At 58.5% G+C, this 26,037-nt stretch carries 23 protein-coding genes and 1 riboswitch; of the genes, 12 read left to right on the top strand and 11 right to left on the bottom strand.

The window, feature by feature from the left end:
* Positions 1 to 166 precede the first annotated feature (166 nt).
* A riboswitch (cobalamin riboswitch) is annotated at positions 167 to 377 on the bottom strand.
* A 53-nt stretch (positions 378 to 430) separates the two neighbouring features.
* From wecC to AC0V6Q_RS08490, 3 genes are all read right to left on the bottom strand, one after another.
* Positions 431 to 1,687: a UDP-N-acetyl-D-mannosamine dehydrogenase gene (wecC, locus tag AC0V6Q_RS08500; protein WP_486167960.1), complete on the bottom strand. Its 1,257-nt coding sequence runs from the start codon at positions 1,685 to 1,687 to the stop codon at positions 431 to 433.
* Between the two features lie 86 nt (positions 1,688 to 1,773).
* The gene (gene wecB, locus AC0V6Q_RS08495; RefSeq protein WP_486167959.1) at positions 1,774 to 2,895 is read right to left on the bottom strand and encodes a non-hydrolyzing UDP-N-acetylglucosamine 2-epimerase; all 1,122 of its coding nucleotides are present in this window, start codon (positions 2,893 to 2,895) and stop codon (positions 1,774 to 1,776) included.
* Positions 2,896 to 2,925: 30 nt separating this feature from the next.
* The gene (locus AC0V6Q_RS08490; protein ID WP_486167958.1) at positions 2,926 to 3,987 is read right to left on the bottom strand and encodes a CDP-alcohol phosphatidyltransferase family protein; all 1,062 of its coding nucleotides are present in this window, start codon (positions 3,985 to 3,987) and stop codon (positions 2,926 to 2,928) included.
* Positions 3,988 to 4,122: 135 nt separating this feature from the next.
* Between AC0V6Q_RS08490 and AC0V6Q_RS08485 the strand changes: the two genes are divergently transcribed.
* On the top strand, positions 4,123 to 5,022 hold the full coding sequence (locus AC0V6Q_RS08485) for a CDP-alcohol phosphatidyltransferase family protein (protein WP_486167957.1): 900 nt from the start codon (positions 4,123 to 4,125) through the stop codon (positions 5,020 to 5,022).
* Here the strand turns inward: AC0V6Q_RS08485 and AC0V6Q_RS08480 are convergent.
* Positions 5,001 to 6,122, bottom strand: coding sequence for a glycosyltransferase family 4 protein (locus AC0V6Q_RS08480; RefSeq protein WP_486167956.1), 1,122 nt, complete (start codon positions 6,120 to 6,122; stop codon positions 5,001 to 5,003). The genes AC0V6Q_RS08485 and AC0V6Q_RS08480 overlap by 22 nt on opposite strands.
* Before the next feature lie 376 nt (positions 6,123 to 6,498).
* Here AC0V6Q_RS08480 and AC0V6Q_RS08475 point away from each other — a divergent pair, with 376 nt between their 5' ends.
* From AC0V6Q_RS08475 to AC0V6Q_RS08445, 7 genes are all read left to right on the top strand, one after another.
* Positions 6,499 to 7,602 carry an inositol-3-phosphate synthase gene (locus AC0V6Q_RS08475; protein WP_486169281.1) on the top strand — a complete coding sequence of 368 codons (1,104 nt, stop codon included), beginning with the start codon at positions 6,499 to 6,501 and terminating at the stop codon, positions 7,600 to 7,602.
* Positions 7,603 to 7,645: 43 nt separating this feature from the next.
* A complete protein-coding gene (locus AC0V6Q_RS08470; RefSeq protein WP_486167955.1) occupies positions 7,646 to 8,434 on the top strand; it encodes a phosphocholine cytidylyltransferase family protein in 789 nt (262 codons plus the stop codon).
* Positions 8,431 to 9,660 carry a glycosyltransferase family 4 protein gene (locus AC0V6Q_RS08465; RefSeq protein ID WP_486167954.1) on the top strand — a complete coding sequence of 410 codons (1,230 nt, stop codon included), beginning with the start codon at positions 8,431 to 8,433 and terminating at the stop codon, positions 9,658 to 9,660. Before AC0V6Q_RS08470 ends, AC0V6Q_RS08465 begins: the two co-directional genes overlap by 4 nt.
* Positions 9,654 to 10,757 carry a KpsE/RkpR family capsule polysaccharide export protein gene (locus tag AC0V6Q_RS08460; protein WP_486167953.1) on the top strand — a complete coding sequence of 368 codons (1,104 nt, stop codon included), beginning with the start codon at positions 9,654 to 9,656 and terminating at the stop codon, positions 10,755 to 10,757. The genes AC0V6Q_RS08465 and AC0V6Q_RS08460 overlap by 7 nt, the downstream gene beginning before the upstream one ends.
* Positions 10,757 to 11,560, top strand: a complete 804-nt coding sequence (locus AC0V6Q_RS08455) for an ABC transporter permease (protein ID WP_486167952.1) — start codon at positions 10,757 to 10,759, stop codon at positions 11,558 to 11,560. Before AC0V6Q_RS08460 ends, AC0V6Q_RS08455 begins: the two co-directional genes overlap by 1 nt.
* A complete protein-coding gene (locus AC0V6Q_RS08450; RefSeq protein WP_486167951.1) occupies positions 11,557 to 13,011 on the top strand; it encodes an ABC transporter ATP-binding protein in 1,455 nt (484 codons plus the stop codon). Before AC0V6Q_RS08455 ends, AC0V6Q_RS08450 begins: the two co-directional genes overlap by 4 nt.
* A 115-nt stretch (positions 13,012 to 13,126) precedes the next feature.
* Positions 13,127 to 14,317: a polysaccharide biosynthesis/export family protein gene (locus AC0V6Q_RS08445; protein WP_486167950.1), complete on the top strand. Its 1,191-nt coding sequence runs from the start codon at positions 13,127 to 13,129 to the stop codon at positions 14,315 to 14,317.
* A 13-nt stretch (positions 14,318 to 14,330) separates the two neighbouring features.
* Here AC0V6Q_RS08445 and AC0V6Q_RS08440 read toward each other — a convergent pair whose 3' ends face one another.
* The 3 genes from AC0V6Q_RS08440 to AC0V6Q_RS08430 are packed head-to-tail and all read right to left on the bottom strand — an operon-like array spanning position 14,331 to position 17,433.
* On the bottom strand, positions 14,331 to 15,428 hold the full coding sequence (locus tag AC0V6Q_RS08440) for an acyl-CoA dehydrogenase family protein (RefSeq protein ID WP_486167949.1): 1,098 nt from the start codon (positions 15,426 to 15,428) through the stop codon (positions 14,331 to 14,333).
* Positions 15,429 to 15,433: 5 nt separating this feature from the next.
* The gene (locus AC0V6Q_RS08435) at positions 15,434 to 16,642 is read right to left on the bottom strand and encodes an acyl-CoA dehydrogenase family protein (protein ID WP_486167948.1); all 1,209 of its coding nucleotides are present in this window, start codon (positions 16,640 to 16,642) and stop codon (positions 15,434 to 15,436) included.
* The gene (locus AC0V6Q_RS08430; RefSeq protein ID WP_486167947.1) at positions 16,639 to 17,433 is read right to left on the bottom strand and encodes an SDR family oxidoreductase; all 795 of its coding nucleotides are present in this window, start codon (positions 17,431 to 17,433) and stop codon (positions 16,639 to 16,641) included. Before AC0V6Q_RS08430 ends, AC0V6Q_RS08435 begins: the two co-directional genes overlap by 4 nt.
* Positions 17,434 to 17,555: 122 nt before the next feature.
* Here AC0V6Q_RS08430 and AC0V6Q_RS08425 point away from each other — a divergent pair, with 122 nt between their 5' ends.
* The 3 genes from AC0V6Q_RS08425 (at position 17,556) to AC0V6Q_RS08415 (ending at position 19,308) form a co-directional block, all read left to right on the top strand.
* A complete protein-coding gene (locus AC0V6Q_RS08425; protein WP_486167946.1) occupies positions 17,556 to 18,119 on the top strand; it encodes a TMEM165/GDT1 family protein in 564 nt (187 codons plus the stop codon).
* Positions 18,120 to 18,187: 68 nt separating this feature from the next.
* Entirely contained in the window at positions 18,188 to 18,808 is a 621-nt protein-coding gene (locus AC0V6Q_RS08420) for a 6-phosphogluconolactonase (RefSeq protein WP_486169280.1), read from the top strand.
* Positions 18,796 to 19,308 (top strand): NUDIX domain-containing protein, encoded by a 513-nt coding sequence (locus AC0V6Q_RS08415; protein WP_486167945.1) that lies wholly within the window; start codon positions 18,796 to 18,798, stop codon positions 19,306 to 19,308. Before AC0V6Q_RS08420 ends, AC0V6Q_RS08415 begins: the two co-directional genes overlap by 13 nt.
* Here the strand turns inward: AC0V6Q_RS08415 and dinB are convergent.
* Complete coding sequence (gene dinB / locus AC0V6Q_RS08410) at positions 19,290 to 20,414, bottom strand: DNA polymerase IV (RefSeq protein ID WP_486167944.1); 1,125 nt, start codon at positions 20,412 to 20,414, stop codon at positions 19,290 to 19,292. The two genes, AC0V6Q_RS08415 and dinB, sit on opposite strands and share 19 nt — an antisense overlap.
* A gap of 104 nt (positions 20,415 to 20,518) precedes the next feature.
* On the opposite strand from dinB, the gene AC0V6Q_RS08405 reads away from it, so the two are divergent.
* Positions 20,519 to 21,784 carry a multidrug effflux MFS transporter gene (locus AC0V6Q_RS08405; protein WP_486167943.1) on the top strand — a complete coding sequence of 422 codons (1,266 nt, stop codon included), beginning with the start codon at positions 20,519 to 20,521 and terminating at the stop codon, positions 21,782 to 21,784.
* A 10-nt stretch (positions 21,785 to 21,794) separates the two neighbouring features.
* Here AC0V6Q_RS08405 and AC0V6Q_RS08400 read toward each other — a convergent pair whose 3' ends face one another.
* The 3 genes from AC0V6Q_RS08400 to AC0V6Q_RS08390 form a co-directional block, all read right to left on the bottom strand.
* Positions 21,795 to 23,345, bottom strand: a complete 1,551-nt coding sequence (locus AC0V6Q_RS08400) for an acyl-CoA carboxylase subunit beta (protein WP_486167942.1) — start codon at positions 23,343 to 23,345, stop codon at positions 21,795 to 21,797.
* 136 nt (positions 23,346 to 23,481) lie between these two features.
* Complete coding sequence (locus AC0V6Q_RS08395; RefSeq protein WP_486167941.1) at positions 23,482 to 25,431, bottom strand: acetyl/propionyl/methylcrotonyl-CoA carboxylase subunit alpha; 1,950 nt, start codon at positions 25,429 to 25,431, stop codon at positions 23,482 to 23,484.
* Entirely contained in the window at positions 25,431 to 25,949 is a 519-nt protein-coding gene (locus AC0V6Q_RS08390; protein ID WP_486167940.1) for a hypothetical protein, read from the bottom strand. The genes AC0V6Q_RS08395 and AC0V6Q_RS08390 overlap by 1 nt, the downstream gene beginning before the upstream one ends.
* Between the last annotated feature and the right edge of the window lie 88 nt (positions 25,950 to 26,037).

Below are 26,037 nucleotides of genomic sequence, written 5' to 3'. Positions count from 1 at the left end.
AAATCCAGAGTATTGCCGCAAGGGAGGCTTTTCCCACCCCCATACAGCGCAAATGACAGTGGCCCTGCCGCAGCGCACCAACATGCACTTACAGCGGAAAAACGAGCCGTTACGCTGTCGCTACTTTGGAAAAAACTTTCCTGTCCCATTGGGCTGGACCCGGCCCCGGACGAACGACGCGATGGCAGGTCTCCTGGCTTGCCGATCATCACGCCTGAACCGTCTTCCCAGTACGCGCCCATTGGGCACGCGCCAGTGACTTAGTGGTTCAGGGCTCCCAGCTTACAGTTGCGGGCACAGCGCCGGTATCTCACCGGCTTCCCTCTTAGCTTTCCATGCAAGTCGCCTAGGCAATACCGCACGGTCCGCACCATCTAAGGACGGGCTAGCCAAGGGGTGCGCTCATGTCAATTTGAAGGCGGTGAGCCGGTCAGCTCCACACACCGCGTGTGTCGTAAACGATCTTGTCGCTGCGTTCTTCGGGCGGGATCGCCTTAAACACATCGTGATCGACAAGCAGCAGCAGAATGTCGCAATCCTCCAAGGCTTCGTCGATGTCGATCAATTGCGCACCGGTGCCTAGAAATTCATCGGGAAGCTCGTTTGCATAAGGCTCAACGATCTGAACACGCTCGTTGTAATCGCGCGCCAAGTTGGCGGCGATTTCAAGCGCGGGGCTTTCGCGAAAGTCGTCGATGTTTGCTTTAAAAGCGAGCCCAAGGCAGCCGATTTTGGCTTGCGGATTTTCTTCGGCCAGCACTTTCGCACGCTCCAGAACATGGTGCATTTTCGCGTCATTGGTCTCGCGGGCCTGGCGGATGATTTTGGCCTGGTCAGGCGCGCCGTGGACGATAAACCACGGGTCAACCGCGATACAGTGGCCGCCCACGCCGGGACCGGGTTGCAGGACGTTGACGCGCGGGTGACGGTTGGCAAGGCGGATGACCTCCCATACGTCCAAACCCTGTTTGTCTGCGATCATCGACAGCTCATTGGCAAAGGCAATGTTCACATCGCGAAAGGCGTTTTCGACAAGTTTGGTCATTTCGGCGGAACGCGCATCGGTGACAACGCATTCGCCTTTTACAAAGCGTTTGTAGAAGGCGAGCGCTTTCCTCGCGCAGCGCGGCGTTATCCCGCCGATGGAGCGGTCATTGTGGATCAATTCTTCGAGAATGCGGCCCGGAAGCACCCGCTCCGGGCAATAAGCGATGGAGATGTCGGGTGTGCCCTCGCACAGGCCGGGCATCGCCAGATCGGGGCGTTTTTCCGCAAACACATCGCGCATTTTCTCGGTCGTGCCCACGGGCGAAGTGGACTCAAGGATCACGCAGTCGCCTTTCTTGAGAACGCCCGCGACCTTTTCTGCGGCCTGCAGGATGTAGGAAATGTCGGGTGTATGCTTGCCATCGTGGCTGAACGGGGTGGGGACCGCGATGACGAAGACGTCTGAGGGTTCAACCTCGAGGCTGGCAGTCAGGAGCCCGTCATTGACGACCGCCTGAACAAGGCCGTCGAGATCGACCTCTTCAATGTGCACTTCGCCGCGGTTGATTGTGTCGACCACATTCTGGCTCACATCTACGCCCTGAACCTTGCACCCCGCGCGCGCCATGACGGCGGAGGTTGGCAGACCGATGTAGCCAAGGCCAATTACGCTGGCATTGAGGGTCGTCTTCTTAAGCAAAATCGCACTCCGTCGCTCGCGGGTTTCACGCCCGCATGGGTGTGCGTTAACGACAAGAAGATAAGATATGGTAAGTGTGTTTTAGCCTAGCCTGCCAATAGGTCGCATATCCGCAGCGCGGCTTTGCCATCGCCAAACGGATTGTGCGCGCGCGCCATAGCTTCGTAAGCCTGGGCGTCGTCGAGTAAGAGATTGATTTCGCGCACAATTGTGCCTGCATCGGTGCCCACAAGCTTGGCTGTTCCAGCCTCAACCCCTTCGGGTCTCTCGGTCGTCTCGCGCATGACGAGAACAGGCTTGCCAAGAGCGGGCGCTTCTTCCTGCACCCCGCCGCTATCGGTCAGCATAATGTGAGCGATATCGAGGAGACGCGCAAAATGCGGGTAGTCGAGCGGCTCGATCAAGGCGACGTTGTCTAACCCGGCAAGCGCTTCGTTCATGACGGAGCGCACATTGGGGTTGAGGTGGACGGGAAAGATGATCGCCACGTCTTTGCGGCTCGCGATTTCGCGCACAGCCTTGGCAATGGCCTCCATCCCGTCGCCGAAATTCTCGCGCCGGTGGCTGGTCATGCCTATGATGCGCTTGCCTGCAAAGCGCGCCTCAATCTCGGCAAGGCCCGATGCAAGCGCGGGCTTGGCGGCGACCTTTTTGGTCACCCAGTGAAGGGCGTCGATCACCGTATTTCCGGTCACGTGGATGGTCGCCGGGTCAACGTTCTCGGCGCGCAGAGCATTGGCGGCGGTTTCAGTGGGTGCACAGTGCAGTTTGGCAAAGCTGCCCACGACCTTGCGGTTCACTTCCTCTGGCCAAGGGCGGTAGATGTCCCCGCTGCGAAGCCCTGCCTCGACGTGGCAGACAGGGATTTGGCGATAGTAAGCGGCGATTGCGCCTGCCATGACTGTGGTCGTGTCGCCTTGCACGACCACCCAATCGGGTTTCTCTTCGTCCATGACCTTGCCAAGCCCGGTGAGAGCCGCTGCAGTAAGCGCGTCCAAAGACTGGTTAGGCTTCATCAGGTCAAGATCATGGTGCGGCGTTACCCCCGCGATCTCCAGCACGCTGTCGAGCATCGAGCGGTGCTGTGCCGAGACGCAAATGCGGCTTTCAAACCGGCTGTCTGCCTCCAATGCGTGCAGCAAAGGGAACAGCTTGATCGCTTCTGGCCTTGTGCCGAATACGGTGAGGATGCGCTTTTGCTCTGACATGGCGGCCCTAATAGTCTGTCTTGGTTAGCATTATGTTGCTTTTGTCCTGACCAGGACGATCAGCACGGTGACAAGCCAGATCGCCGCCGCACTCGCAAAAATGAGCAACATCCACTCAGCAAATCCTAGCGCAAAAGTGAGGGCAAAGACGGCGGCATAGACGTCGCGCGAGGTGATCGCGGCTAGAAAACTCGTGATTTTGGAAGGGCGCGCGTGGAAATTGTTCTTCACTGCATCAAATGTGAAAGGACCGCCCATCGCTATGGACCTTAGCCCAAGCGCCGCGAGGCCAACCGCAAGAATCCCGAGGCCCACCGCGCCATAGGTCGCTGCCTCGACCTCGCCTTGCAACCACAGATTAAGTGAGGCGAGGCTGAGGAAGGCCAGATTGGTGATCCCGTCGATGATCGTATCCAGCTTTGCGCCAAATTCGGACGACCGCCTTGTCGCGCGCGCGATCTCCCCATCTACTCCGTCGATGACAGAAGCAGCGTGAAACAGCAGCGCACCGGCGATCAATCCACCAGCACCGCCAAAGATCAGGGCGAGCGCCATCAACACTCCGGTAAAGGCGGCCAATGCGGTTGCATGCATCGGTGTGACGCCCGGAAATTTGAGCAGCAGTTTCGAGATGGAACGCGAAATAGGCCTGTTCAAATAGCGCGAGACAAGACCATCGGACCGCTTGCCGGTCGCCCGAATGATGTCGGAGCCGATGCGATTGAGCAGGCGGATATCGTCTTGATTCTTGTCGCTATCCTCAAGCCACTGCGCCACAGCATCGCTGTTCGCCAGCACAACAGGCTCGCCGCAAAGCACGGAAACACCGTCCATAACCGGGCTTTGGACTGGCAAATTGTTGGCCTGCGGATCGCCCATTGCAATGCGCACCTCGGGCAATAGCCGCGCAAATTCCGACTTTGCCCAGGCCGATGCGTCCCATCCTCCCGGGATCGCAACAACCACGATGTCGCTGCTTCCCAATTCCTCGCTCTGGTGCACGATGACAGCAGCGCGTACAGCAGCGGGAATGCCTGCGATCAGGTGATTGGCATGAGCGCTACTGGAAAAAAGCAGAATTGCTCTTGCCATTACATCGGGGCTTTCAGGACAATAACGTAACTGTGAAACTTCTGGACTTGGGCTAAGACCAGCACAGGTTTGAGCCTAAGCAGTAATAGAAACCTATACAAGCGTGAGCCAAAAGAAGGGCGGCAACCTGCGCCAATGGTCGAGCAAGAGAAACCTGGACACGAGGAACCCGGCGCCAAGACGGCGCAGGGCCGCCCCGCCGAGTTGGAAGACTGGCTGAACGGCCGGATCTATCACCCGCTTTCCATGCGCCTTGCCAGGGCTTTGGTGCCAACGCCGGTTACGCCTAACATGGTGTCGGTTGCAGGCGGCGCGATGATTGTCCTTGCGACCTTTGCCTATGCGCTGGGGAGCACCTGGCCTGCGATCATGCTGGGCCTTGTGCTGCATATGGGCTGGCATGTTTTTGACGGCGCTGACGGGGACTTGGCCCGCATCACCGGAAGGACCAGCAGCACGGGCGAGGTTGTCGACGGCATTTGCGATTATGTCGGACACATCATTCTATACGTCACGCTGGGGACGATGCTCGCCGCCGAAATCGGCGCAGGCATTGCATGGGCATTTGCCATTGGTGCAGGCGCGGGACGTATTGTTCAGGCGGCCCATTACGAGGTGCAGCGCCGCCAGTATCAGCACTGGATCTACGGCACGGACTGGCTTCGTGTTTCTGCCAAAAATCCGGATCAGCCAGGCGGGATCATCAGCTTTTTCGCAAGCTATTATGTGAACCTGGCAAAGCTTCTTGCCCCTGGTGGGCGCGAGGTGGATGCGCTTATGGCTGAAGCAGGTGAGGAACAGCGCCCTGCCTTGCGTGCGATCATTCGCAAAGAGACGATCCCTGTCTTAAGGTCGACTTATCTGCTGAGCGCGAATTACCGCACGCTTGCGCTGGGTGCGTCCATGTTTGCGGGCACGCCGCTCTATTTCTTCGCATTCGAGGCCATTGGTCTGACCCTTGTGCTGATCGCCTCAATCATCACCGCCGCGCGCGCGACCCGCCGGATATGCGATCAGGCCAAAACCTTGCGATAAAGATCGAGGTTGGCTTTCGCAAAGCTCTCCCATGAAAGCTCCTTTGCCCGCGCGAGCCCTTTTGCACTGAGGTCACAGACGAGCGATTCGTCAGAGGCGATTCGCATGAGCGCGGCTGCGATATTTTCGGTGTCATCCGGGTTTATAAGCAAGGCCGCGCCCCCTGCCACCTCGGGCATAGCGCTCAGATTGCTGGTGATGACCGGACATCCGCACGCCATCGCTTCTGCGACCGGATTGCCAAACCCTTCGCACAAGGACGGGTGGAGCAGCGCCAACGCACCCGAATACAGCTCAAGCAGGGTGGGGAAGCTGACCGTGCCGGTAAAATGAACCCTGTTTGCAATGCCAAGCTTGCGCGCCAGCGAGGCAAGCTCGCCTGCGCCTGAATTGCGGCGTTGAACCATCACAAGGCTTATGTCGCTGCGTGATCCAAACGCGCGTGCAAATGCCCTGATCGCGCCATCGTGGTTTTTGAAGGGTGCAAATTGCCCTGCGGTGAGGATGAATTTCTGGCCCGGTTGTATGCCAATCGATGACAGCGTCTCCTCGCGCACTTCCACCGGGTGAAATTCGTCTGACACACCCGAGAGTGTGACCGCAAGTTTCGCTCCTGCATCAGGGCGAAGTCTGGCGATCTCCTGCCGTGTAGAATCGCTAACCGTGGCGATCGCGTCCGAGCGGTTTAGCGCGCGGTTGATCCCGTTGGCGTAAAAGTGGCGCTCGATCAGGCCGTAGAGCGAAGGATTGCACCATTTTGGATGCGTCAGCCACATGACGTCATGGATCGTCGTGACGGTCTTCATGGTGAGGCCGGCGGGCAGGATATTGAACGGGGCATGGAACAGGTCCACCGCGCTCAAATCAGCAATCCGGGGCAGCCACCACATGGTCGCAGGGCTGTTGGCGGGGCTTTTGACGATGGTTTCCGCCACATTGGAAGCATCGCTAAGGCGGCCTTGGTACTGCGGGTTTTTGAGGAAAAGAAAGCGTAAATCTGGGGCAAGCGCGGGCAAATGCCGCAACAGGCCCCAGGTGACCTCGCCAATCCCGCTGGGATTGTTGCCGATATACCTGCAATCGACGCAAACAAGTGTCACTTTGGCTCTATCCCTGTTGACGATTGTGCACCGGTTCTGCGATCCAAATTCATGCGACGTTTCTCGATAGCGTAATATTTCCGGTGCTTTATGTCTTCTTGAATAGCGGTTCTGGAGATGTGGCGCACCTGCCAAGGTTACCAGAGTTTCATCCAAACCGATGTTTTTAAGGTTGTATGCACGATAAAATTGTGGGACGCAGCATTCAGGTAATACTGGCGTTTTGCAAAATAGCGTGGCCGATGGGGATGGCCACTCATTGCTGCAGTTTGAAGCGGTGTGTGTTCAGGCTGTATATATCAGCAAATACCAAGGGGAGGGGGCAAAGTAGCCGCGTTTTCTAGAGCGCGGTATCATGGGTGTACTAGGAAATATGATGCATTCGATTAGAGTCGCTATCGTTGGTATTGGCAATTGTGCAAGCTCACTTGTTCAGGGAATTGACTTTTACAGAGCGAACAATTCGACCAGCGGTTTGATACGAGAGATTGTCGGCGGTTATTCCGTGTCCGACATCCAGTTCGTCCTTGGTATCGACGTGGACGATCGCAAAGTTGGCAAGGACCTGTCCGAGGCCATTTTTGCCCAACCCAACAACACAACCGTTTTTCATGCAGATGTCGCCTCAAACGGCGCGAAGGTTATTCGCGGGCCCTCGCTTGATGGTGTTGCGGAGCACATGACCAAAGCGGGCGACCGCGGCTTTATGCTCTCCGACAGCGAAATCCCCGTTTCCAAAGACGAAATCGTCTCTGCTCTGCGCGAGGCGAAGGCTGATATTCTGGTCAACTTCCTGCCTGTCGGCTCTCAGAAGGCGACCGAATTCTACATGGAATGCGCGCTTGAAGCAGGCTGCGCAGTGGTCAATTGCATCCCTGTTTTCATCGCCAGCGATGAGGCATGGGAGGCGCGCTTCAAGGCGAAAGGTCTGCCAATTGTCGGAGACGATATCAAAGCGCAGGTCGGAGCGACCATCGTTCACCGCGCTTTGTCGAGCCTGTTTGCAGCGCGCGGCGCCAATATTGAGCGCACCTACCAGCTTAACACCGGCGGCAATACGGACTTCATGAACATGCTCGACCGTGACCGGTTGAGCGACAAGAAAGAATCCAAGACCATGGCGGTGCAGGCAGCGCTGGCAACGCGTCTTGCAGATGAGAATATCCTTATCGGCCCGTCCGAATATGTCGCGTGGCAAAAAGACAATAAGGTCTGTTTCCTGCGCGTCGAGGGAACGCAGTGGGGCGATGTCCCGATGAACCTTGAGCTGCGCCTGTCGGTTGAAGACAGCCCGAATGCGGCGGCCTGCGTCGTCGATGCAATCCGTTTTTGCAAGCAAGCGCTTGACCGCGGCGAGAGCGGGGCACTGACCCTTCCTTCCGCCTATTATTGCAAGCACCCGCCAGAGCAGATCCCCGAAGACGTGGCGAACAGCCTGCTCGACCAATATCAAACCGCATTGCCAGAAGCGGCCGAGTAATTCGGGCGCCTGGCGCGAGGAAAGCAACAAAAGAGGATCGACTATGGACGGTCTCATTCTTGCTGCGGGTTTTGGAAGCCGGCTGCGCGATCTGTTCGCCTCAAAGCCTCTGGCCAAGGTGAACGGCGTTACCCTGCTTGAAATCGCTGTCCGCCAGCTTGCGAGCGCTGGCGTGACGCGAATTGTCGTTGTGACCGGCTATCAGGCGGATTTGGTCGAGGCGGCGGCGGCTGACCTGCGGTCCCGGCTTGGCCTGGATATCGTCACAACACGGGTCGATGATTGGGAAAAGCCCAACGGATATTCGGTCGTCGCGGGCGCTGCGCTTTTGCCAGCGAATTACCTTTTGGTGATGTGCGACCATATTTTGTCGAGCGCTATCCTGCGTGGCTTGGCGAGGCAGGGTCATAGAGGGTACGGCGATAAAGATCACGGCGTCACCCTTGCGATTGATCGGCAAACCGTCAGCCCGCTGATCGATCCCGACGATGCGACCTGGGTGCAAACGGGCGAAGACGGTCGGATCGCGCGGATCGGCAAAGACCTTCAGACCTACGACGCCGTTGATTGCGGGGCGTTCCTCGCAACGCCGGCATTGGCTAAGGCGATCCTCAAGGCCATCGATCAGGGCAAGCAGGGCTCTTTGTCTGACGGTATGCAAATGCTGGCGAATCAGGGGCGCGCGGCCACACTCGATATTGGTGATGCATGGTGGATGGACGTTGACGATCCCAAGGCCCACCACATGGCAGAAAAGTTGCTCGACGAGCGGTTTTCCCTCCTTGGCAATATGGCTTGGGGTCAAGGTGTGAAGGCAGACGCACTATCATGAGCACCGAAATGCTTCTGGATGTGACGCGGCTTGTCTCGCGCAGTTGGACCAATCGCAGTTCAACCGGCATCGACCGCGTATGCGATGCATACGCCAGACACTTTCGCGAGCGTGCGCGTGCGGTGGTCCAACATCGCGGGGTGGTAAAGGTGCTGAGCCGCCGCGACTCTGACAAATTGTTCGAAATGCTTTTGCAGCCGGGTGAGCGTTTCCGTTCGAAATTGCTGCGGTTTGCACCTTTGGCACTTGCCCGTTCGCCGTCCCGAATTGCGGGCAACGGTATGCTGTATATCAATCCCAGCCACACCGATTTCGACTTGCCAACGCACCATGAATGGGTCGGGAAAAGCGATCTTCGCTCGGTGTATTTCCTGCACGATCTGATCCCGCTAACCCACCCGAGGTTGACGAGCGCCCATGCGGTCAAGCGGCATCTGGGAAGGGTTCGCGGACTGCTTCGACACGGCTATGGCGCGATTGTGAACACGCGCGCGACAATGGTTGAGCTGGCAAAATTTGCAGGCAAGCGGCGACTTGAATTGCCGCCGGTCACTGTTGCCCCGCTTGCAGGGGCGCATTTGGACGATCCGCGGGCCGCCAATCGCGATCGGCATCAGAACATGACCACCCCCACAGCCGAAAATGACCCTTACTTCTTGTGCATTGGCACAATCGAGCGCCGGAAGAATTATGGGATGCTTTTGCGGATATGGGAAGAAATGGCCCGCGAATTCGGGGCGTCATGTCCTAGACTGGTTATCGTCGGGCAAGAGGGCCCGCAAAGCGCGCCGATCTTCGAAACCTACCGCGCCAAACCTGCGCTGTCGAAACTGGTAAAGTTTGAAACGGGCGCAAAGGACGGTGATGTCGGGGCGCTGCTAAAGGGGGCGCGTGCCTTGTTGATGCCCACCCACGCTGAAGGATACGGCCTGCCTGTTGTTGAAGCCTTGCAGCATGGCACCCCTGTAATCGCCAACAACATCCCAAGTTTTCAAGAAATTGGGCAAGGCATCCCGATGCTGCTAGATGTCGAGAATGAAGGCGCATGGAAGCGGGCGATTGGCCGCTTTGCTTTCACAGATCACGAGCGTGATCGACAAATCAACATGATGGGACGTTTCGTTCCTCCTACCTGGCAAAATCATTTTGCGATTATAGACCCTTGGCTTGAAAATCTGGCTAGTGTCGAACAGGTGGCAATCGAGAGAATGCAAGCCGAGTGTTAGATCGTCTGAAGTTCATCAATCCGCTTTTCATCGTAACGGTCATTGTGCCGACCCTTTTGGCTGTCGTGTATTTCGGTTTCCTGGCGAGCGATGTGTATATTTCGGAAAGCCGCTTTGTCGTGCGGTCTCCGTCAAAAAGCTCTGTATCGCCTTTCACTGCTGTACTGGGTCAGGCGGGCATTAACGCAGGCGGCGATGTCGAAAGCACCGATTCTGTCGAGCAATATGTCCTCTCGCGCGGCGCTCTGGAAGAGGCAAATGAGGACGGATATGTCCGCAGCGCCTACACCGGTGATGATGTGTTCTTCCTTGACCGGTTCGGGGCACTGTTCGGCACCAGCAAAGAGCAATTGTACGAATATTTCACTGGCAAGGTCCTGATAGAACAAGGTGTTACCAGTCAGGTGATGAGCTTGCGGGTGAGCGCGTTTGATCCTGTGGAAGCCAAAGAGATCAACACCCGCCTTTTGACCCAGTCAGAGGCCCTGGTGAACAGCCTGTCCGAACGCGCCCGCGCTGATTCCCTCGGCGTTGCGCAAGAGCAAGTGGACGAAGCCACCGAAAAAGCGCGTTCCGCGCGGCTGGAGCTGGCCGAATTTCGCGGCGCCAAAGGGATTGTCGATCCGGAGGCGCAATCTCTTGCTGGTCTTCAGATGATCGGCAAGCTCCAGGATGAACTGATCGCATCGAAAACGCAGCTGCGCCAATTGCAAACCTACACGCCGCAAGCCTCGCAGATTCCGTTTTTGCGGACGCAGGTGCGCGCGATTGAACAAGAGATCGAAAAGACGCGAGAGGCGCTTGCAGGCGGGGGCTCTTCCTCGCTTTCTTCTGCCATGGTGCGTTATCAGGAATTAGCGGTGAACGCCGAATTTGCAGAGCAGCAATTGGGCATCGCGCTGGCCTCGCTTCAAGAAGCGCAAGCCGAAGCCCGCCGTAAGCGCGCCTATGTCGAGCGTATTTCGGACCCCAGCCTGCCCGATTATGCCGAAGAACCGCGCCGCATTCGCAGCATCCTTGCAACGCTCGTAATGGGTCTTCTTGCGTGGGGCGTTTTGTCGATGCTTATGATTGGTGTGAGGGAGCACCGCGACTAATGGCTTCCCGGCCTCTCGACAGACCTCCTTTACGCGAAAGCCTGAAAGTCCAGGGCCGGGTAATCGGTGCCTTGCTTATCCGCGAAACGCTGACCCGCTATGGCCGGCACAATATCGGCTTTTTATGGCTGTTTGTGGAGCCGATGCTGTTCACACTGGGTGTGACGGCGCTTTGGACAGCGATAAAATCTGTGCACGGCAGCGACCTGCCTATCGTTGCTTTTGCGCTTACCGGATATTCGAGCGTGCTTTTGTGGCGGAATATGCCAGGGCGCTGCATCGGCGCATTGATGGCTAATTCCAACCTTTTGTATCACCGCAATATCAAGGCGCTGGACATTTATGCGGCGCGTGTTTTGCTTGAATTTGGCGGTGCGACCATATCCTTTTTCACATTGGCGGTCGTCTTTATCAGCATCGGCTGGCTTGAGCCGCCGGAGGATTTCCTCACTGTGGCGGCAGGGTGGCTCATCATCGCATGGTTCGGGGCAGGACTTGCTATCACGCTTGGCGCGCTGTCTTACCTTAACGAGCTTGTCGACAAGTTCTGGCACCCCGCATCCTACCTCATGTTCCCGCTTTCGGGTGCAGGTTTTATCGTTGCAGCACTGCCGGAATTCGCTCAGGAAATTGTGCTGTGGGTGCCCATGGTTCACGGGATCGAGATGGTCCGTGACGGATATTTCGGCAGCCAGGCACGGGCAATTTATGACCTGTCTTACGTCATTCCGGTGAACATGGTGATCATCACTGTTGCCCTTCTGCTGACGCGCTATGTCTCCAAACGACTGGTGCCCGGATGATCCAGGTTCAGAACGTCTCCAAGATTTACCCGACGCGCTTCGGGGAAAAGCTGGTTCTCGATAACATCAGCTTTAATCTGGATCGCGGTGAGAAACTGGGCGTTCTGGGCCGCAATGGCGCGGGCAAATCGACCCTTGTGCGCCTTATCAGCGGGGCAGAGCTTCCCACGAAAGGCCGTATCGACACCAGCATGAGCGTTTCATGGCCGCTTGCCTTTGGCGGGGCGTTTCAGGACACGCTGACCGGCGTTGACAATGTCCGTTTCATCAGCCGCATCTACAATCAGGACTTTGAAAAGAATCTCGCCTTTGTTGAGGATTTTTCCGAGCTTGGCGCCTATTTGCGCGAAGAAGTGCGGACCTATTCATCGGGTATGCGGGCAAGGCTGGCCTTTGCGATTTCGATGATCATTGAGTTTGATTGCTTCCTCATCGACGAGGTGGGCGCAGTTGGCGATGCGCGCTTTCACCAGCGCTGCAACCAAGAATTGTTCGGCAATCGCGGCGACCGGGCGATGGTTATCATCTCGCACGATGCCTCCTATGTGCGCGACCATTGCACCCGCTTTGCGGTCTTGAACGAAGGGCAATTTGTCGAGTTCGACGATTTTGAGCTCGCCTATGCCGACTTTCGCGAGAAGATTGGGATCAGCGAGAAAAAGCAATCGAAACGCGAAGAATTGGCTGCCGATCGCAAACAACTGGTCGAGAGCACCCACTTGGTGGCCGTGCGCGATGATGCGTTTATGGTTCTGGTGCAGGACGCGGATTGGAAACGCGATCAGAAACGCTGGGAAGAGGCCGAGGCGGACTATGCCGCGGCGCTCGCGCTCTACCCCTATCAACGCTCCTATTGGGTGCAAAAGGGCCATTGCGCCAAGGAGGCAGGCGCATATCTTCGCGCAGAAGCAGCCTACCGCACGGCCTGCGCATTGGGAGAGCCGTATCTTGATGTGCAGCCGCACCTCAATTTTACGATGAAGAAACAGAAAGTCTCTCCTGAAACCTACCCCGTGCCGGCCTATTCCGGCGGGACGGGCGAGAAAACGGCTGCAAAGAACCAGCCACCCGGTATTCCCGACATCGAATTGTTCGCGCGCGCCGTCTGGTTAAGCGAAGAGATTTCCGACGAGGATGTGCTGGGCCTCTTGCGCACCCATCAGACATGCGATGCGCTTTTGGCAGCGATGATTGATGATGCACGATTTGCCGCAAGTGCCGATACGGGGGAGCCTTCAGCCAGCAGCGAAGCGCAGGACACTTCTACTCCTGAAGCATGGGCGAAAAACCTTGTGGTGATCGCCCGGCCAAGCAGCGCGTCCGAGGATGCCCTGTCGATTGCGAGCCGTATCTCGTTACCCCAGGATGCGTGGCCGCAATTGATGCAGGTTGATGGCTTTGCCGGTTGGCCCCTCACACAGGCCGCGATTGAGCGCCGGACCCTATCGTGAGGCAAGGGAACATGCGACAATGCGCCATCAAACAAGATCACATGGAATTTGGGGCCCCGCGACAATACGAGACTGGACGATTGAAATGAATGTTAAGCCCTCAAGGAAACCGAATATGGTCTCAGGCAAAATGGTCTCAGGCGTTGCCCTTCTGGCGATGACAGCGGCGCTCGCGGGCTGCTCCACCCTAGGCGCAAGCGGTCCGACCGGCGGCAATGTGCGTGAGGCGGCCGAGCAAAGCTATCAAGGCGAAGGCATTGAAATCGTCGAGCTGGACGGCAGAGCGCTCTCCCGGCTTCAACAATATGGGCGGTCATCCCAGTTTGCCGAAGTGTTCACCCAGCCTGCGCCTTCTATCGAACTCATCGGATTTGGCGATGTGCTCGATATTGCCATTTGGGAAGCGCCGCCTGCGGTCTTGTTCGGGGCAGGAGCGCTAAGCTCTAGCGCAGCCGCAGGTGTGCCCGATGTTGCCCAGCAGGCAAGCATTCCCCAGCAGATGGTGAACGATGATGGCACCGTAAATGTGCCCTTCGTCGGCGCTGTGAATGTGGTGGGCCGCAAGGTTTCTGCGGTTGAACGGGAAATCGTCTCAAAGCTTTCGGGCCGGGCGCATAACCCGCAAGTGATTGTGCGGCTGGTTCAAAATGACAACCGCGCGGTCACAGTGCTTGGCGAAGTTGCAAACAGCACGCGCATGACTTTGACGGCGCGCGGAGAGCGCCTGCTCGACGCGGTGGCCACAGCAGGGGGCACGCGCGGTCCGGCTGACCGGTCGATTGTGCAGATCACCCGCGGGGAAACCGTCGCCGCAATGCCGCTACAACGTGTGGTAAAAGACCCTGCTCAAAATGTGCAGCTTCACCCTGATGATGTTGTCACCGTGTTGCAGCAACCCTTCAGCTTTGTCGCCCTTGGCGCGGTCCGCAACAGCACCGAGGTGCCCTTTGATGGCGCGGGTGTGACCCTCGCAGAGGCTCTGGGCCGGGTCGGCGGGCTCAATGACAACCGCGCGGATGTGAAGGGCGTCTTTGTCTTCCGCCTCGAAGACCGTGAGGCACTGGGAGAGGGGCTTGATGGCGATGTGCGAACGCTTGCCGATGGCCGCGTGCCGGTGATTTATCGCCTCGACCTGTCAGACCCCGCCAGCCTTTTTGCGATGCAGGATTTCGCCGTTCAGGACGATGATGTCCTCTATGTTTCCACTGCGCCTGGCGCCGATCTTCAGCGGTTCGTCTCAACCATATCCAGCGCGGCCTTCTCCGTCATTGGCATCACCAACGCGCTTTCGACGAACAACAATTGATCAGGCGCGGTGGTCAGGCCATCTGCCCGACTCTGCGCAAGTGAAAGGCGTACCCGCCAAGGCTGGCGTCAAAGGTGAGGATGCGTTTGTGGAAATGGCTGACGCTAAGCTCGTCGGTCATGCCAACCCCGCCATGCGTCTGGATCGCCGCTTCCCCGATTTCACGGCCAAGCTTACCCATCTGCCCCTTTAGCGTCGCAATATCGCGGGGGGTGGCCGCGCCAGAATTGGCAAGCGCGGTGGTATAGGTGAGCGTTGAAAGCGCCTTGGTGTAAGCGATTTTCATGTCCGCCAGTCGGTGCGCAACCACTTGAAACATGCCGATGGGCTGGCCGAATTGCTTTCGGGTCATGGCATATTCGGACGTGAGGGCTAGCAGCGCCTTCATCGCGCCCAAGGCCTCAGCGGACGCGACAATAATCGCCTTAGCAAGGATCGCGTCCAGCGCTTCGCCTGCGTCTTTGAGAAGGATTGAAGCGCGCACATTGTTGAAGGAGATTGTCGCTGCGGCGCGCCCGTCGATGGTTTTGTAGGGGCGGGTGGTGAGCCCGCTCGCGTCCTTTTCAACGAGGCAGAAACCCAGCTTTCCTTTGTCCGCATCCCTCGCGACAACGACCAGCGCATCTGCCGCATCGCCTGCGATCACAAGGCGTTTCTCGCCGGTTAGAGTGACGACGTCGCCCGCCGTGCCCGCCGTCATCGCAATTTGCTCAGGAGTGGCGGTGCCGTTCCCTTCCTCATAGGCGAAAGCGAGGGTGACCTCGCCGCCGCCCAGCTTTTCGATCCATTCGAGGGCCAGCGGCGTACCGCTAGCGGCCAGCGCGCCGCCTGCAAGGATTATGGAGGCCACATAAGGCTCCACCACCAGATGCTCACCGAATACCCCTGCAAAGGCGACACAATCGGCGACTGATCCGCCAAGCCCGCCTTGCTCCTCGCTAAAAGGCAGCATGGTCAGGCCAAGCTCTGCGAACTGTGCCCAAACTTCCGCCGACCAAGGCGCGTCGGACGCCACAAGCGCTTGGCGTGTGTCGAAATCGTAATTGCGTTCCAACAGTTTCGCGACACTCTCGCGCAGCATGTCTTGTTCTTGTGAGAAGCTGAAATCCATGGGGTTTAAGCTCCCGCCGCCAAGCTGCGCGAGATGAGATCGCGCTGGACCTCGTTCGAGCCAGCGTAAATCGAGGCCGCGCGGCTGTTCAAATAGAGCGGCATGGAGATGAGATCGAACTCGCTTCCCTGCGGTTCGACGTTCGAGCCCACCCGCAAGGCTTCCAATTGCCGCGCCAGACCGCCGACGCCTGAGACCTTGCTCATCAAGGTCGAGGCGCGCTGGAGAAGCTCTGAATTGATCGTCTTGTTGAGCGATGGGTAAGCGGGGTCATCGGCAATCGGATGCCCGCTGATCGCAAGCTTTTCCATATGGCCAAGGCTTGCAACATCGGCGTGAAGTTCGCCAAATTCGCTTTGGAATACGGGATCATCGGCCAGCATTCCGCCAAAGGGCGAGGGCGTCACCGCCGCGGCCTCCTTGGCCTTTTCAAGATAGCGCACGAGGGTCGGCGAGGCGGCAGAACCGCCGCGTTCGTGTTTGAGAAGGTGCTTCGCAACGCTCCACCCGTCGTTTTCTGCGCCCACGCAGCCCGATTGGGGAACGCGGCAATTGTCGAAGAACACCTCGCATTGTTCGGGCATTCCATCGAGCCCGACGATGGGGCGGATTTCCATGCCGGGATAGTCGACCCGGTCGAGCAGAAGGAATGTGATTCCCTGCTGTTTCTTGCCCGAATTGTCGGTGCGCACCAGCATGAACATGCGGTTGGCGTGGTGAGCGTAAGTGGTCCAGATTTTGGAGCCGTTGATGATGTAATCATCGCCATCCGGCTCGGCGCGGCATTGGAGCGAGGCAAGGTCAGAACCGGAGCCCGGCTCTGAATACCCTTGCGCCCAGAAGTCATGGCCAGCGAGGATCGGCGGCAGATACTTTGCCTTCTGTTCCTCAGTTCCAATGTCGATCAGCAGCGGCCCGACCATGCCAAGGCTTTGCGGCAGAAGCGGGGGGAGGTCGGCCTTGCGGTATTCTTCGGCGAAGATGAAGCGCTGCTCCACGCTCCACCCTGTGCCGCCATACTCGACTGGCCAATGCGGTGCAGACCACCCCTTTCTGGCGAGGATCTGGTGCCATTCCATACACTGGTCAAACGGTGCGAACACGCTCGTTGTCTTGCGCCCTGCCTCACGGATGGCAGGCGTTGGAGCGGTGGCGAAGAATTCGGCGACTTCAGCGCGAAAGGCTTCGAGCTCGGGTGAAAATTCAACGTTCATTTAGGGGGCATCCTGATTGCACCGTCCAAACGGAACTGGTGGCCGTTGATATAGCTATTGCCCGCAATCTCGCAGATGAGCGAGGCGAATTCTTCGGGCTCGCCCAAGCGCTTGGGGAAGGGGACACTGGCATTCAGCTGGTCCCACATTTGCGGATTGCGATCCTTCATCCCCAGCATTAGCGGCGTCGCAAATATACCCGGCATCACGCTGTTCACGCGGATGCCAAGGTCCATCAAATCGCGCGCCATTGGTAGCACCAGCCCGTTCACCCCCGACTTGCACGAACCGTAAATCACCTGACCAATCTGGCCGTCTTGTGCCGCGACACTGGCGGTCAAGGTGATCGAGCCGCGCTCGCCATCGTCATTGACGGGATCGCTGTTCGCCATGCCAAGCGCCGAGATACTGGCGACGCGGTAACTCGCGACCAGAATGCCCTCTGCTCCAAAGGCATAATCTACTGTCGGAAGGCGCTTGAACCCGCCTGTGGTCTTGTCAAAGCCGATGGTCTTGCCGCGTTTACTCGCCATGGCGCAGTGGACGGTGACGCGCTCCTGACCATTGGCGGCGCGCGCGGCGGCAAAGCCTGCCTCGACGCTTTCCTCGTCCATAATATCGACATGGTGGAAGGTGCCGCCAATCGCCTTGGCATGAGCCTCGCCATCCTCGTCATTGATATCGAAAATTGCGACTTTCAGGCCTTTATCCGCCAGCGCCGCAGCGCTCGCCCGGCCAAGTCCTGATGCGCCGCCGGTTACAACCGCGGCCATTCCAGCTTCGAGTTTCATTGCCTCTCCTATCCTCTCTGGCACAGGCGTAACGCGTATTTTGCTCTCACGCTAGGTTTCAAATCGCAATTGTTTCACGCCGCCCCACTAGTCAGCGGCCATGCCCATGCTAGAGGGCGCATATGGACGCGTTTTTGCTCGCCTTGATCCTGACATTTCTGATCGCGCTTGGTGGGCGCGAACAGATGATTGTCGCGCAGTTTTCCTCCGCAACGGATCGCAATGTGCCGCTGCTTATTATCGGTGTCGCCTGTGCCATCGCGACCGCTGTGGTGATGGCTTATGCGGGCTCTACAATGGCCGAAATCCTGCCCCGGCGCGCAGCGGAAATGCTTGTGGCCTTTGCCCTCATTGCAGGTGCGGTGGAACTTGCGTGGCCGGTCAAAATCAAGCCGATGAAAGAGCCCACCCGCTCTTATGTGGCAATCGGCGCGGTGCTGATCTTCCGCCAGATGCAGGATGCCGCGCGCTTCGCCATATTCGCGCTCGCCGCCTGGGCGGTGTTCCCGACAACCGCGCTTTTGGGAGGCGCATTGGCCGGTGTCGCAGCGGTGGTTCTGGGGTGGTCGCTTGGCGCAGAGACTTTGCGCAAGATGCCGCTCAGAACCATTCGTCTGGTGTTTGCCTTCTGCATGGGAATTGCGGGCGCTGTAATCGGCCTGAACGCGCGGCTCCAGTTTCTCTAAACGTCCGCAAACGTATTCTGGTCGCATTGCACTGGCCCAATACGGCCGGTTTGCTATGCATGGAAGCTATGGACAATGTGACCTTACTTGGCGGCCAAAGCGCCAGCGATATCGCGCAGTGGATTGCGGTTAGGCTGAGCGCTGCTCTAGCCGCATCAGACGGCGAGATCGCGATTAGCGTGCCAGGCGGCTCGACCCCGTTTCCGATATTCGAAGAGTTGGTAAAGGCGCCTCTTGATTGGTCGCGCATCGCGGTGTGGCCGGGTGATGACCGGATTGTGCCAGAGGACCACGAAGCGTCCAACACAGGCAAAATCCGCAAGCTTTTCGAGCCTGTCGGAGCGAGTGTAGCAACGCTTAGCGAGGACGCTGTACCACCGCATTTCACGCTGTGCTGGATGGGTATGGGCGGCGATGGGCATATAGCCTCGCTTTTCCCGAACACTGATCCGCAAGTGGATGACGCAAAGGTCATGCGCCGCCTCACGCCGGACCCGCTGCCACCCGAAGCGCCCTTTGACCGGATCACTTTAACGATCCCCGCGTTGTTGAACAGCGAGGCAATTATGTTTGTGATCAGAGGCGACGATAAACTGAGCGTAATTAACGCGGCTATGGCAGGCGAGCACGACCTGCCCATTGCACGCCTGTTAGGGGCGGCGAACCAGCAGGTCACATGCTTCACCTGATGGAGAAGGCCGCTGGGGCGGTATTGCCGCCAAAGCTGCACCGTTCGGCTTTGCAAGCCGCGCACAAGGTCCGCCATCGCTGGCGCAAATGGCGCAAAACTCCGATTTCCGGGATCAGTGTGATCGTCACCAATGAGGCGGGTGAGGTGATGCTTTTAAAGCACTCCTATGGCCCGAAAGCCTGGGGACTTCCCGGTGGCGGTATGGCGGCGGGCGAGGATGCAGCTGACTGTGCGCGGCGCGAGCTTCGCGAAGAAGTCGGCCTTGAGGTGAAGGACTTGAAGCCGCTGGGTGTCTTGAAAGAGACGCTTTCAGGCTCTCCGCACAGCTCGCACATCTTCACAGTTCAGGTGTCGCAAGACCCCAAGCCTGACGGACGGGAAATTCTGGAGGCGCGATTTTTTGCAGCCGATGCTCTGCCAGAATTGCTCACCCGCAACGTGCCGAAGCGCTTGGCGATCTGGCGCGATTACAAGGCGTCTCACAACAAGGAAAGCTGAGCGCTGTCTTCCTTGGGGCTCTCATCCTCGCCGTGATCGAGGTTTGAAAGCGTCAATCCCATCAAGCGGATCGGCATGGGGAGGGGAAGCGCCTCTTCCAAAAGCTCGCGGGCGAGCCTTGCCCATTCCTCTTTGGTCTCGATCCAGTGGGTGACGGATTTGGAGCGCGTCATGTTTTTGAAGTCGTTGAACTTGACTTTGAGCGTCACAGTGCGCCCGCGCGCTTTGGTGCGCTCAATACTCTCCCAGACATAGTCGATCGTATTTTCCAGCGTCTCGCGAAGCATGCTGCCGCTGGAGATGTCTTCGCTAAAGGTGCGTTCCCCGCCAACGGATTTGCGGACCCGATGCGCGCGAACCGGGCGCAGGTCGATGCCCCGTGCCGCGCGGTAGAGATAGTCGGCAAAGCTCCCGAAGTTTGCGCGCAAAAACGCGATATCCTTGGTCGCCAAATCTCCGCCCGTTTCAATCCCGAGCCGCTTCATCTTCTCCTCGGCCTTTGGCCCGACGCCGTGAAAGCGGCGAATGGGAAGGCCCGCGACAAAGTCCGCACCTTCACCAGGCCGGATCACACACATGCCATCGGGCTTGTTCTGATCGCTCGCAATCTTGGCGAGAAATTTGTTGTAGGAGATACCAGCGCTCGCGGTGAGTCTGGTCTTCGCCCGGATCTCTTGCCGGATGAGTTCCGCAATGCGGGTGGCAGACCCAATGCCAAGCCTATCCTCGGTCACATCCAGATACGCCTCATCAAGGCTAAGCGGCTCCACATGCGGCGTGTGATGCTCAAAGATTGCACGGATGGTCCGGCTGGCCTCTTTATACGCGTCGAACCGGTGGCGCACGAAAATGAGGTCCGGGCACAGCCGCTTGGCCGTCACCGATGGCATCGCGCTGCGCACACCGAACCGCCTCGCCTCATAGCTCGCCGCCGCCACAACGCCGCGCCCGCCAGAGCCGCCCACTGCGACAGGTTTGCCGCGCAATTCCGGATTGTCCCGCTGCTCTACGCTCGCAAAAAACGCGTCCATATCGACATGGATAATCTTGCGCAGACCAGCTGTCTCATCGGGCAATTCGTCTTCGTTTCGCGCATCGTCAGCCATCGGCGTCAAACTAGTGACTTTCCGCGCCCGAAGAAAGTGCGAGGGCAATGCCGCGCTGGAACCATGCGCAGGCCCACCCATTTTGTTCGCATGCGCAACAATTTGTGGCCAATCTTAACGCTAACGTGCAAAGCCGCATGATGTCTGCGTCCATTCCTCTAAATCCTGAGCAAAAGCCGCTGGGACAGCGCGAATTGATCGTGCTTATGGCGATGCTGATGAGCCTTCAGGCGTTTGGCATTGACGCGATGTTGCCAGCGCTTGGCGATATTGCGCGCGATCTGTCAGCGCAAGGCAATGACCGCCAGCTTGTGATCGGGATCTATTTCCTTGGCGCAGGGATCGGGGCGCTTTTCCCGGGCGCATTGGCAGACCGGTTTGGACGCCGGCCCATCCTGTTTATCTCGCTTGCGACCTATATCGGCTTCTCGCTTGCCTGCATGTTTGTGCCTGATTTTCAGAGCCTTTTGGTGATGCGTTTTACCCAAGGGCTGTGCACTGCGGGCCTCAGCGTGCTTCCCGCAGCCATCGTGCGGGACCGCGTGGGCGGCGACCAGATGGCAAAGCTGATGAGCCTTATCATGATGACCTTTCTGGTCGTGCCCCTTATCGCGCCTGCAATCGGGCAATTGATCCAAATGGTGGCCGGGTGGAAGGCGATTTTCGGCTTTATGGCATTCATGGGCATTGGCGTCGGGGCCTGGGCCTATTTCCGCATGCCCGAGACATTGGCCCCTGAAAACGCGCAAACCATCCGTCCGGGCACTATCGCACGCAACATGGCTGAGGCGCTCTCCAACCGTAGTGCTATCGGATATGTGATCGGCTCTGCCCTTGTGTTCGGATCGCTGTTCGGCTTCCTCAATTCCTCGCAGCAATTGATCGCCGAGAGCTTTGGCATGGGCGATTACTTTGCCATCATCTTTGGCGGCTGTGTGCTGGGCATGGTGCTCGCCAACTTCCTCAATTCGCGCATCGTTGAACGGTTCGGCGCGCGGCGGGTGAGCCAGACTGCGCTTTTCGCCTTCATCATATCGGCCAGCCTTCAGATGTGGTCAGCGAGCGACGGGCAACAGACCTTGTGGGAATTCCTTCCGCTTTTGAGCGTCAACATGGCGATGCTGGGTTTCGTCGGCGCGAATTTCGGCTCCATCGCAATGCAGCCGTTCTACCATATCGCAGGGGCGGCAAGCTCGATCCACACCGCTTTGCGCATGACCGCAGGCGGCGCTTTGGGCGCAGTGATCGGCGCATATTATGACGGCACCGCTTTCCCGCTCGCTACCGCGATGGTCGTGTGCTCGTTAACGACGGTTTGCTTTGTTCTCTTCAGCGAGAAGGGCAAGCTGTTCACACGCCCTAACGCTTGAGGCCTAACGCTTAGCCGTCAGCTTTAAGCCTTCGCCAAGCCAGATCCGCAAATTCGCACAGCAGTGGCCGCGTGTCGCGCGGGTCGATGATATCCTCGACGTTGAAGAGTTCTGCCGAGCGGAAAGGGCTGGTGACTTTGTTTAGGCGCTCTTTGATCTTCTCAAGCTCGGCTTCTGGGTCATCGGACGCGGCGATTTCCGACTTATAGGCGACTTCCAAACCGCCGGCGATGGGCAGGCTCCCCCAATCGCCCGACGGCCAGCAATAGCGATATTGATACAGATCCGCATTGCTCATCGCGCTGCCCGCAATGCCATAGGCGCGGCGCATGACCACGCTCGCCAGCGGCACGGTGGCGCGGTAGATCGCGTTCATCGCTTGGACGCCATATCGGATCGTCCCCGCCATCTCCGCCTCGCGCCCGATCATGAAGCCGGGGTTGTCGACCAGATGCACTATCGGCAGGCGGAATTGATCGGCGAGTTTGACGAAGCGCTCGACCTTTTCGCTCGTTTTCGCCTCCCATGATCCGCCAAGGTAGCTGGGGTCGCTCGCCACAACGGCAACGGGCCAGCCATCGAGGCGCGCGAGTGCCGTGATTGCCGCGCGGCCCCAATTCTTGCCGATCTCGAACACAGTGCCTGTATCGAGGATCAAGTCCATCGCGCGGCGCATGGAATAGACTTGTTTGGGATCGCGCGGGACGAGGCTGAGCAGCGCTTCCTCGCGCCGGTCAATGGGGTCGGTGGGCGCGGTGCGGCGGGCGTGCTGGCCTACATGCTCCGGCATAAAGGAGAGGAAATAGCGCGCCCTTGCAAAGGCTTCCGCTTCGCTCGCCACCTCATCATCGACCACGCCGTTGCGGGTATGGATGTCGACACCGCCAAGCTCTTCCTTGGCCTGTTGGTGATCTTCGGCGCTTTTGTAAGCCTCGCCCAAACCATCGACCACCGCAGGGCCCGCTGCGAACAATTGAGAGAGCCCGCGCACCATGATCGAATAATGGCTTGCCGCAATCCGCGCCGCGCCAAGGCCAGCGGTTGGGCCAAGCGCCAGAGCGACCACGGGCACCGTGTCCAAGTTCTTGACCGTATCGCCCCATCCCGGAACCGCGGGAATGTAAGTGGCGCCGATTTGCTCAAGCGTTTTGACGGAGCCCCCGCCGCCGGTGCCGTCGATCATCTTGATGATGGGGAGCTTTAGCTCATGCGCCATCTGCTCGGCCTGCACCATCTTGCGCTTGATGCCAGCGTCCGCCGCGCCCCCGCGAATGGTGAAGTCGTCTGCGGTGGCGACTACGGGCCGGCCGTTTACCGTCGCCTTGCCGAAGAGGAAGGGGGCGGGGGTGACGCCTTGTAGGTCGCCATTCTCGTCATAATGGCCCTTGCCCGCGATCTTGCCGATCTCGCGGAAGGAACCGGGGTCGCAGATCGCATCAAGCCGAGCGCGCGCATCCATCTTGCCGCGAGAATGCTGGCGCGCGACTTTGTCTGCTCCGCCCATTTCCTCGGCGTGGCGCTGGCGGTGGCGCAATTCTTCGAGTTCTTTTTCCCAGGTCATCAGTCCTCCCCAGCATGGGGAGGGGGACCGCCCGCAGGGTGGTGGAGGGGTACGTACCGCAAGCGCGACGTCGGCACGTGCAGGTAGTACCCCTCCGTCAGCGCTTCGCGCTGCGACCTCCCCGGATCGGGGAGGATCATGAGCCCTCATCCGCTTTCGACGGCTCCACCACACAAAGCACCGCCTCGACCTGCACCTGCCCGCCTGTCGAGGCCGTGAGGCCCGTCACAGTCCCATCAAAGGGCGCGGTGAGCGCGTGCTCCATCTTCATCGCCTCCAAGACCATCAGCCGCTGCCCAGCGGTGACTTGGTCCCCCTCGGCCACGTCGACAGCGATGACCTTGCCCGGCATGGGCGCGAGGATAGCACCGTCGGCGGCTGAAGCGGTCGCTCCCCCGTCCACACGAACCTTGGCCAACGCAGCCTCGCCGTAATCAAAAACGACGAGGCCATCTTGCGTTATTTCGCTTGAAACGTAGCGGGTTTCCCAATCATGCGCCTGTTCGACAATCTCATGGGGCTGTCCATTGAACGAGAAGGCTACCGATGTTTTCGGTTCCGCATTTAATCTAATTCCCGGCTTTGCTCTCCAGACCGATTGAGCGAAACGCCGCTCATTTGCGATAGAACCATAGATGGTTCCAGTGGCCGTCATTTGCGAAGCAATAAGCGCGGCTGCTGCTTCGAGCTTAAGCGAGCTCATCACTCTGGAGTTATCGAGCAACTGCTCTTCGTACTTCTCGATAAATGCGGTGGTTAATTCACCATTGATGAAACCCTGATGATCGAGCGCCCGCATCAAAAAACCTGCATTGGTTTTGATAGGCCAAACCTCAGTCCCCGCACACATGTCCGCCAAGTCAGCAATGGCCGTTTCGCGCTCATCTGCATGAGCAATGAGTTTGGCGATCATTGGATCATAAAACGGAGAGATTTCAGATTGGTCGGTAATTCCGAAATCAACACGTGCGTTTACGCCCGTTGGCTGCGGAATTATGAGATGCTCCAATCGCCCCGTGCTCGGCAAAAAGCCCTTCGCGGGGTCTTCCGCATAGAGCCGCGCCTCAATCGCCCACCCGTTGATGGAGAGCTCATCCTGCTTCAGCGGGATTGGCTCACCGCTTGCCACGCGCAGTTGCCACTCGACCAAGTCCACGCCGGTGATCTCTTCGGTGACGGGGTGTTCAACCTGAAGCCTGGTGTTCATCTCCATAAAGAAGATGCGGTCGGCCCGCAGGCCCTCAGACGCGTCGGCGATGAATTCGATGGTGCCCGCGCCCTCATAGTCCACCGCTTTGGCAGCGCGCACGGCGGCGGCGCAGATTTCCGCGCGGGTGGCCTCGTCCATGCCGGGAGCAGGGGCCTCTTCGATCACCTTTTGGTGGCGGCGTTGGAGCGAGCAGTCGCGCTCGAACAGGTGGACGACATTGCCGTGGCTGTCGCCGAAGACCTGCACCTCAATATGGCGGGGGGAGGTGATCCACTTCTCCAGCAGCACCTCATCATTGCTAAAGCTCGCCTTGGCTTCGCGCTGGCAGCTTTCGAGGGAGGCCGCGAAATCGGCAGGGTCATCAACCTTGCGCATCCCCTTACCACCGCCGCCTGCAACGGCCTTGATCAGTACGGGGTAGCCGATTTTCTCTGCTTCTGCAGAGAGGCGCTCAAGCGATTGGTCCTCGCCGAGATATCCGGGCGTCACCGGCACGCCGGCGGCAATCATGCGCTCTTTGGCGGCGTCCTTGAGGCCCATTGCCTCAATGCTCTCAGGCTTCGGCCCAACCCAGATGAGCCCCGCCTCAATCACGCTCCTCGCAAAGTCTGCATTCTCTGAAAGGAAGCCATAGCCCGGATGGATCGCCTCAGCGCCGGTCTCCTTGGCGGCAAAGATGATCTTTGCGCCCACAAGGTAGCTTTCAGCGGCTGGCGAGGGGCCAATATGCACCGCCTCGTCGGCCGTGCGCGTATGCAGCGCCTTGGCGTCGGCGTCGGAATAGACCGCAACCGTCGCAATGCCCATCTCGCGGCAGGTGCGCATAATCCGGCAGGCAATCTCGCCCCGGTTGGCGATAAGGAGTTTTTTGATCATTACTGGTCGTCTCTGATTTCTTCCACGGGAAAGCCCGGAACGCCAAGCCTTTCGCACTCGCTCGGGCGCTCCATCGTGAAGCTCGTGTTGGCAATCTTCCAGCCCTCGCCAGTGCGCACAAGGCTGAGCGAATTGATCCCGCAATGGGAAAGCCCGTAATTCACCCAAAAGGAATAAGGGCCCCATGCGTGCGCCATATCGCCGTCAACAAGCACACTGGTAAACCCCATGTCCTCGATATAGCGCGCATCGCGCTTGGCCCAGTTTTCGAGGTGAGTGGCAACCGGCAGGTGATCGACGCGCGGGTTGTCAGGGTCCATCCTGTTGTGGACGAAAATCATCGCTTGCGGGATCATATGGTCGGCAATGTCGGTTTTATCGTCGCTGGAGATTGCGTTCATAAAGCCGTTTACAGCCAGCTTTACCGCGTTTTCCGCTTCAGATTGGTGATCGTCGGCAAGGGCGGGTGTGGCCCCCAATAGGAACGGCGCGGCGGCGAATGTCAGAAGTCCTCTCATGGGCGAAAGGACTAGCGCAACTTTATTACAATGGGAACAGGTCCCTTTGCTCGTCATCCCGGACTTGATCCGGGATAACCATTGAGGC

It is taken from the genome of Erythrobacter sp. S227 (assembly GCF_057364925.1).
The sequence above is the reverse complement of the archived record's forward strand: the minus strand, read 5'-3'. Positions and strand labels throughout refer to the sequence as shown.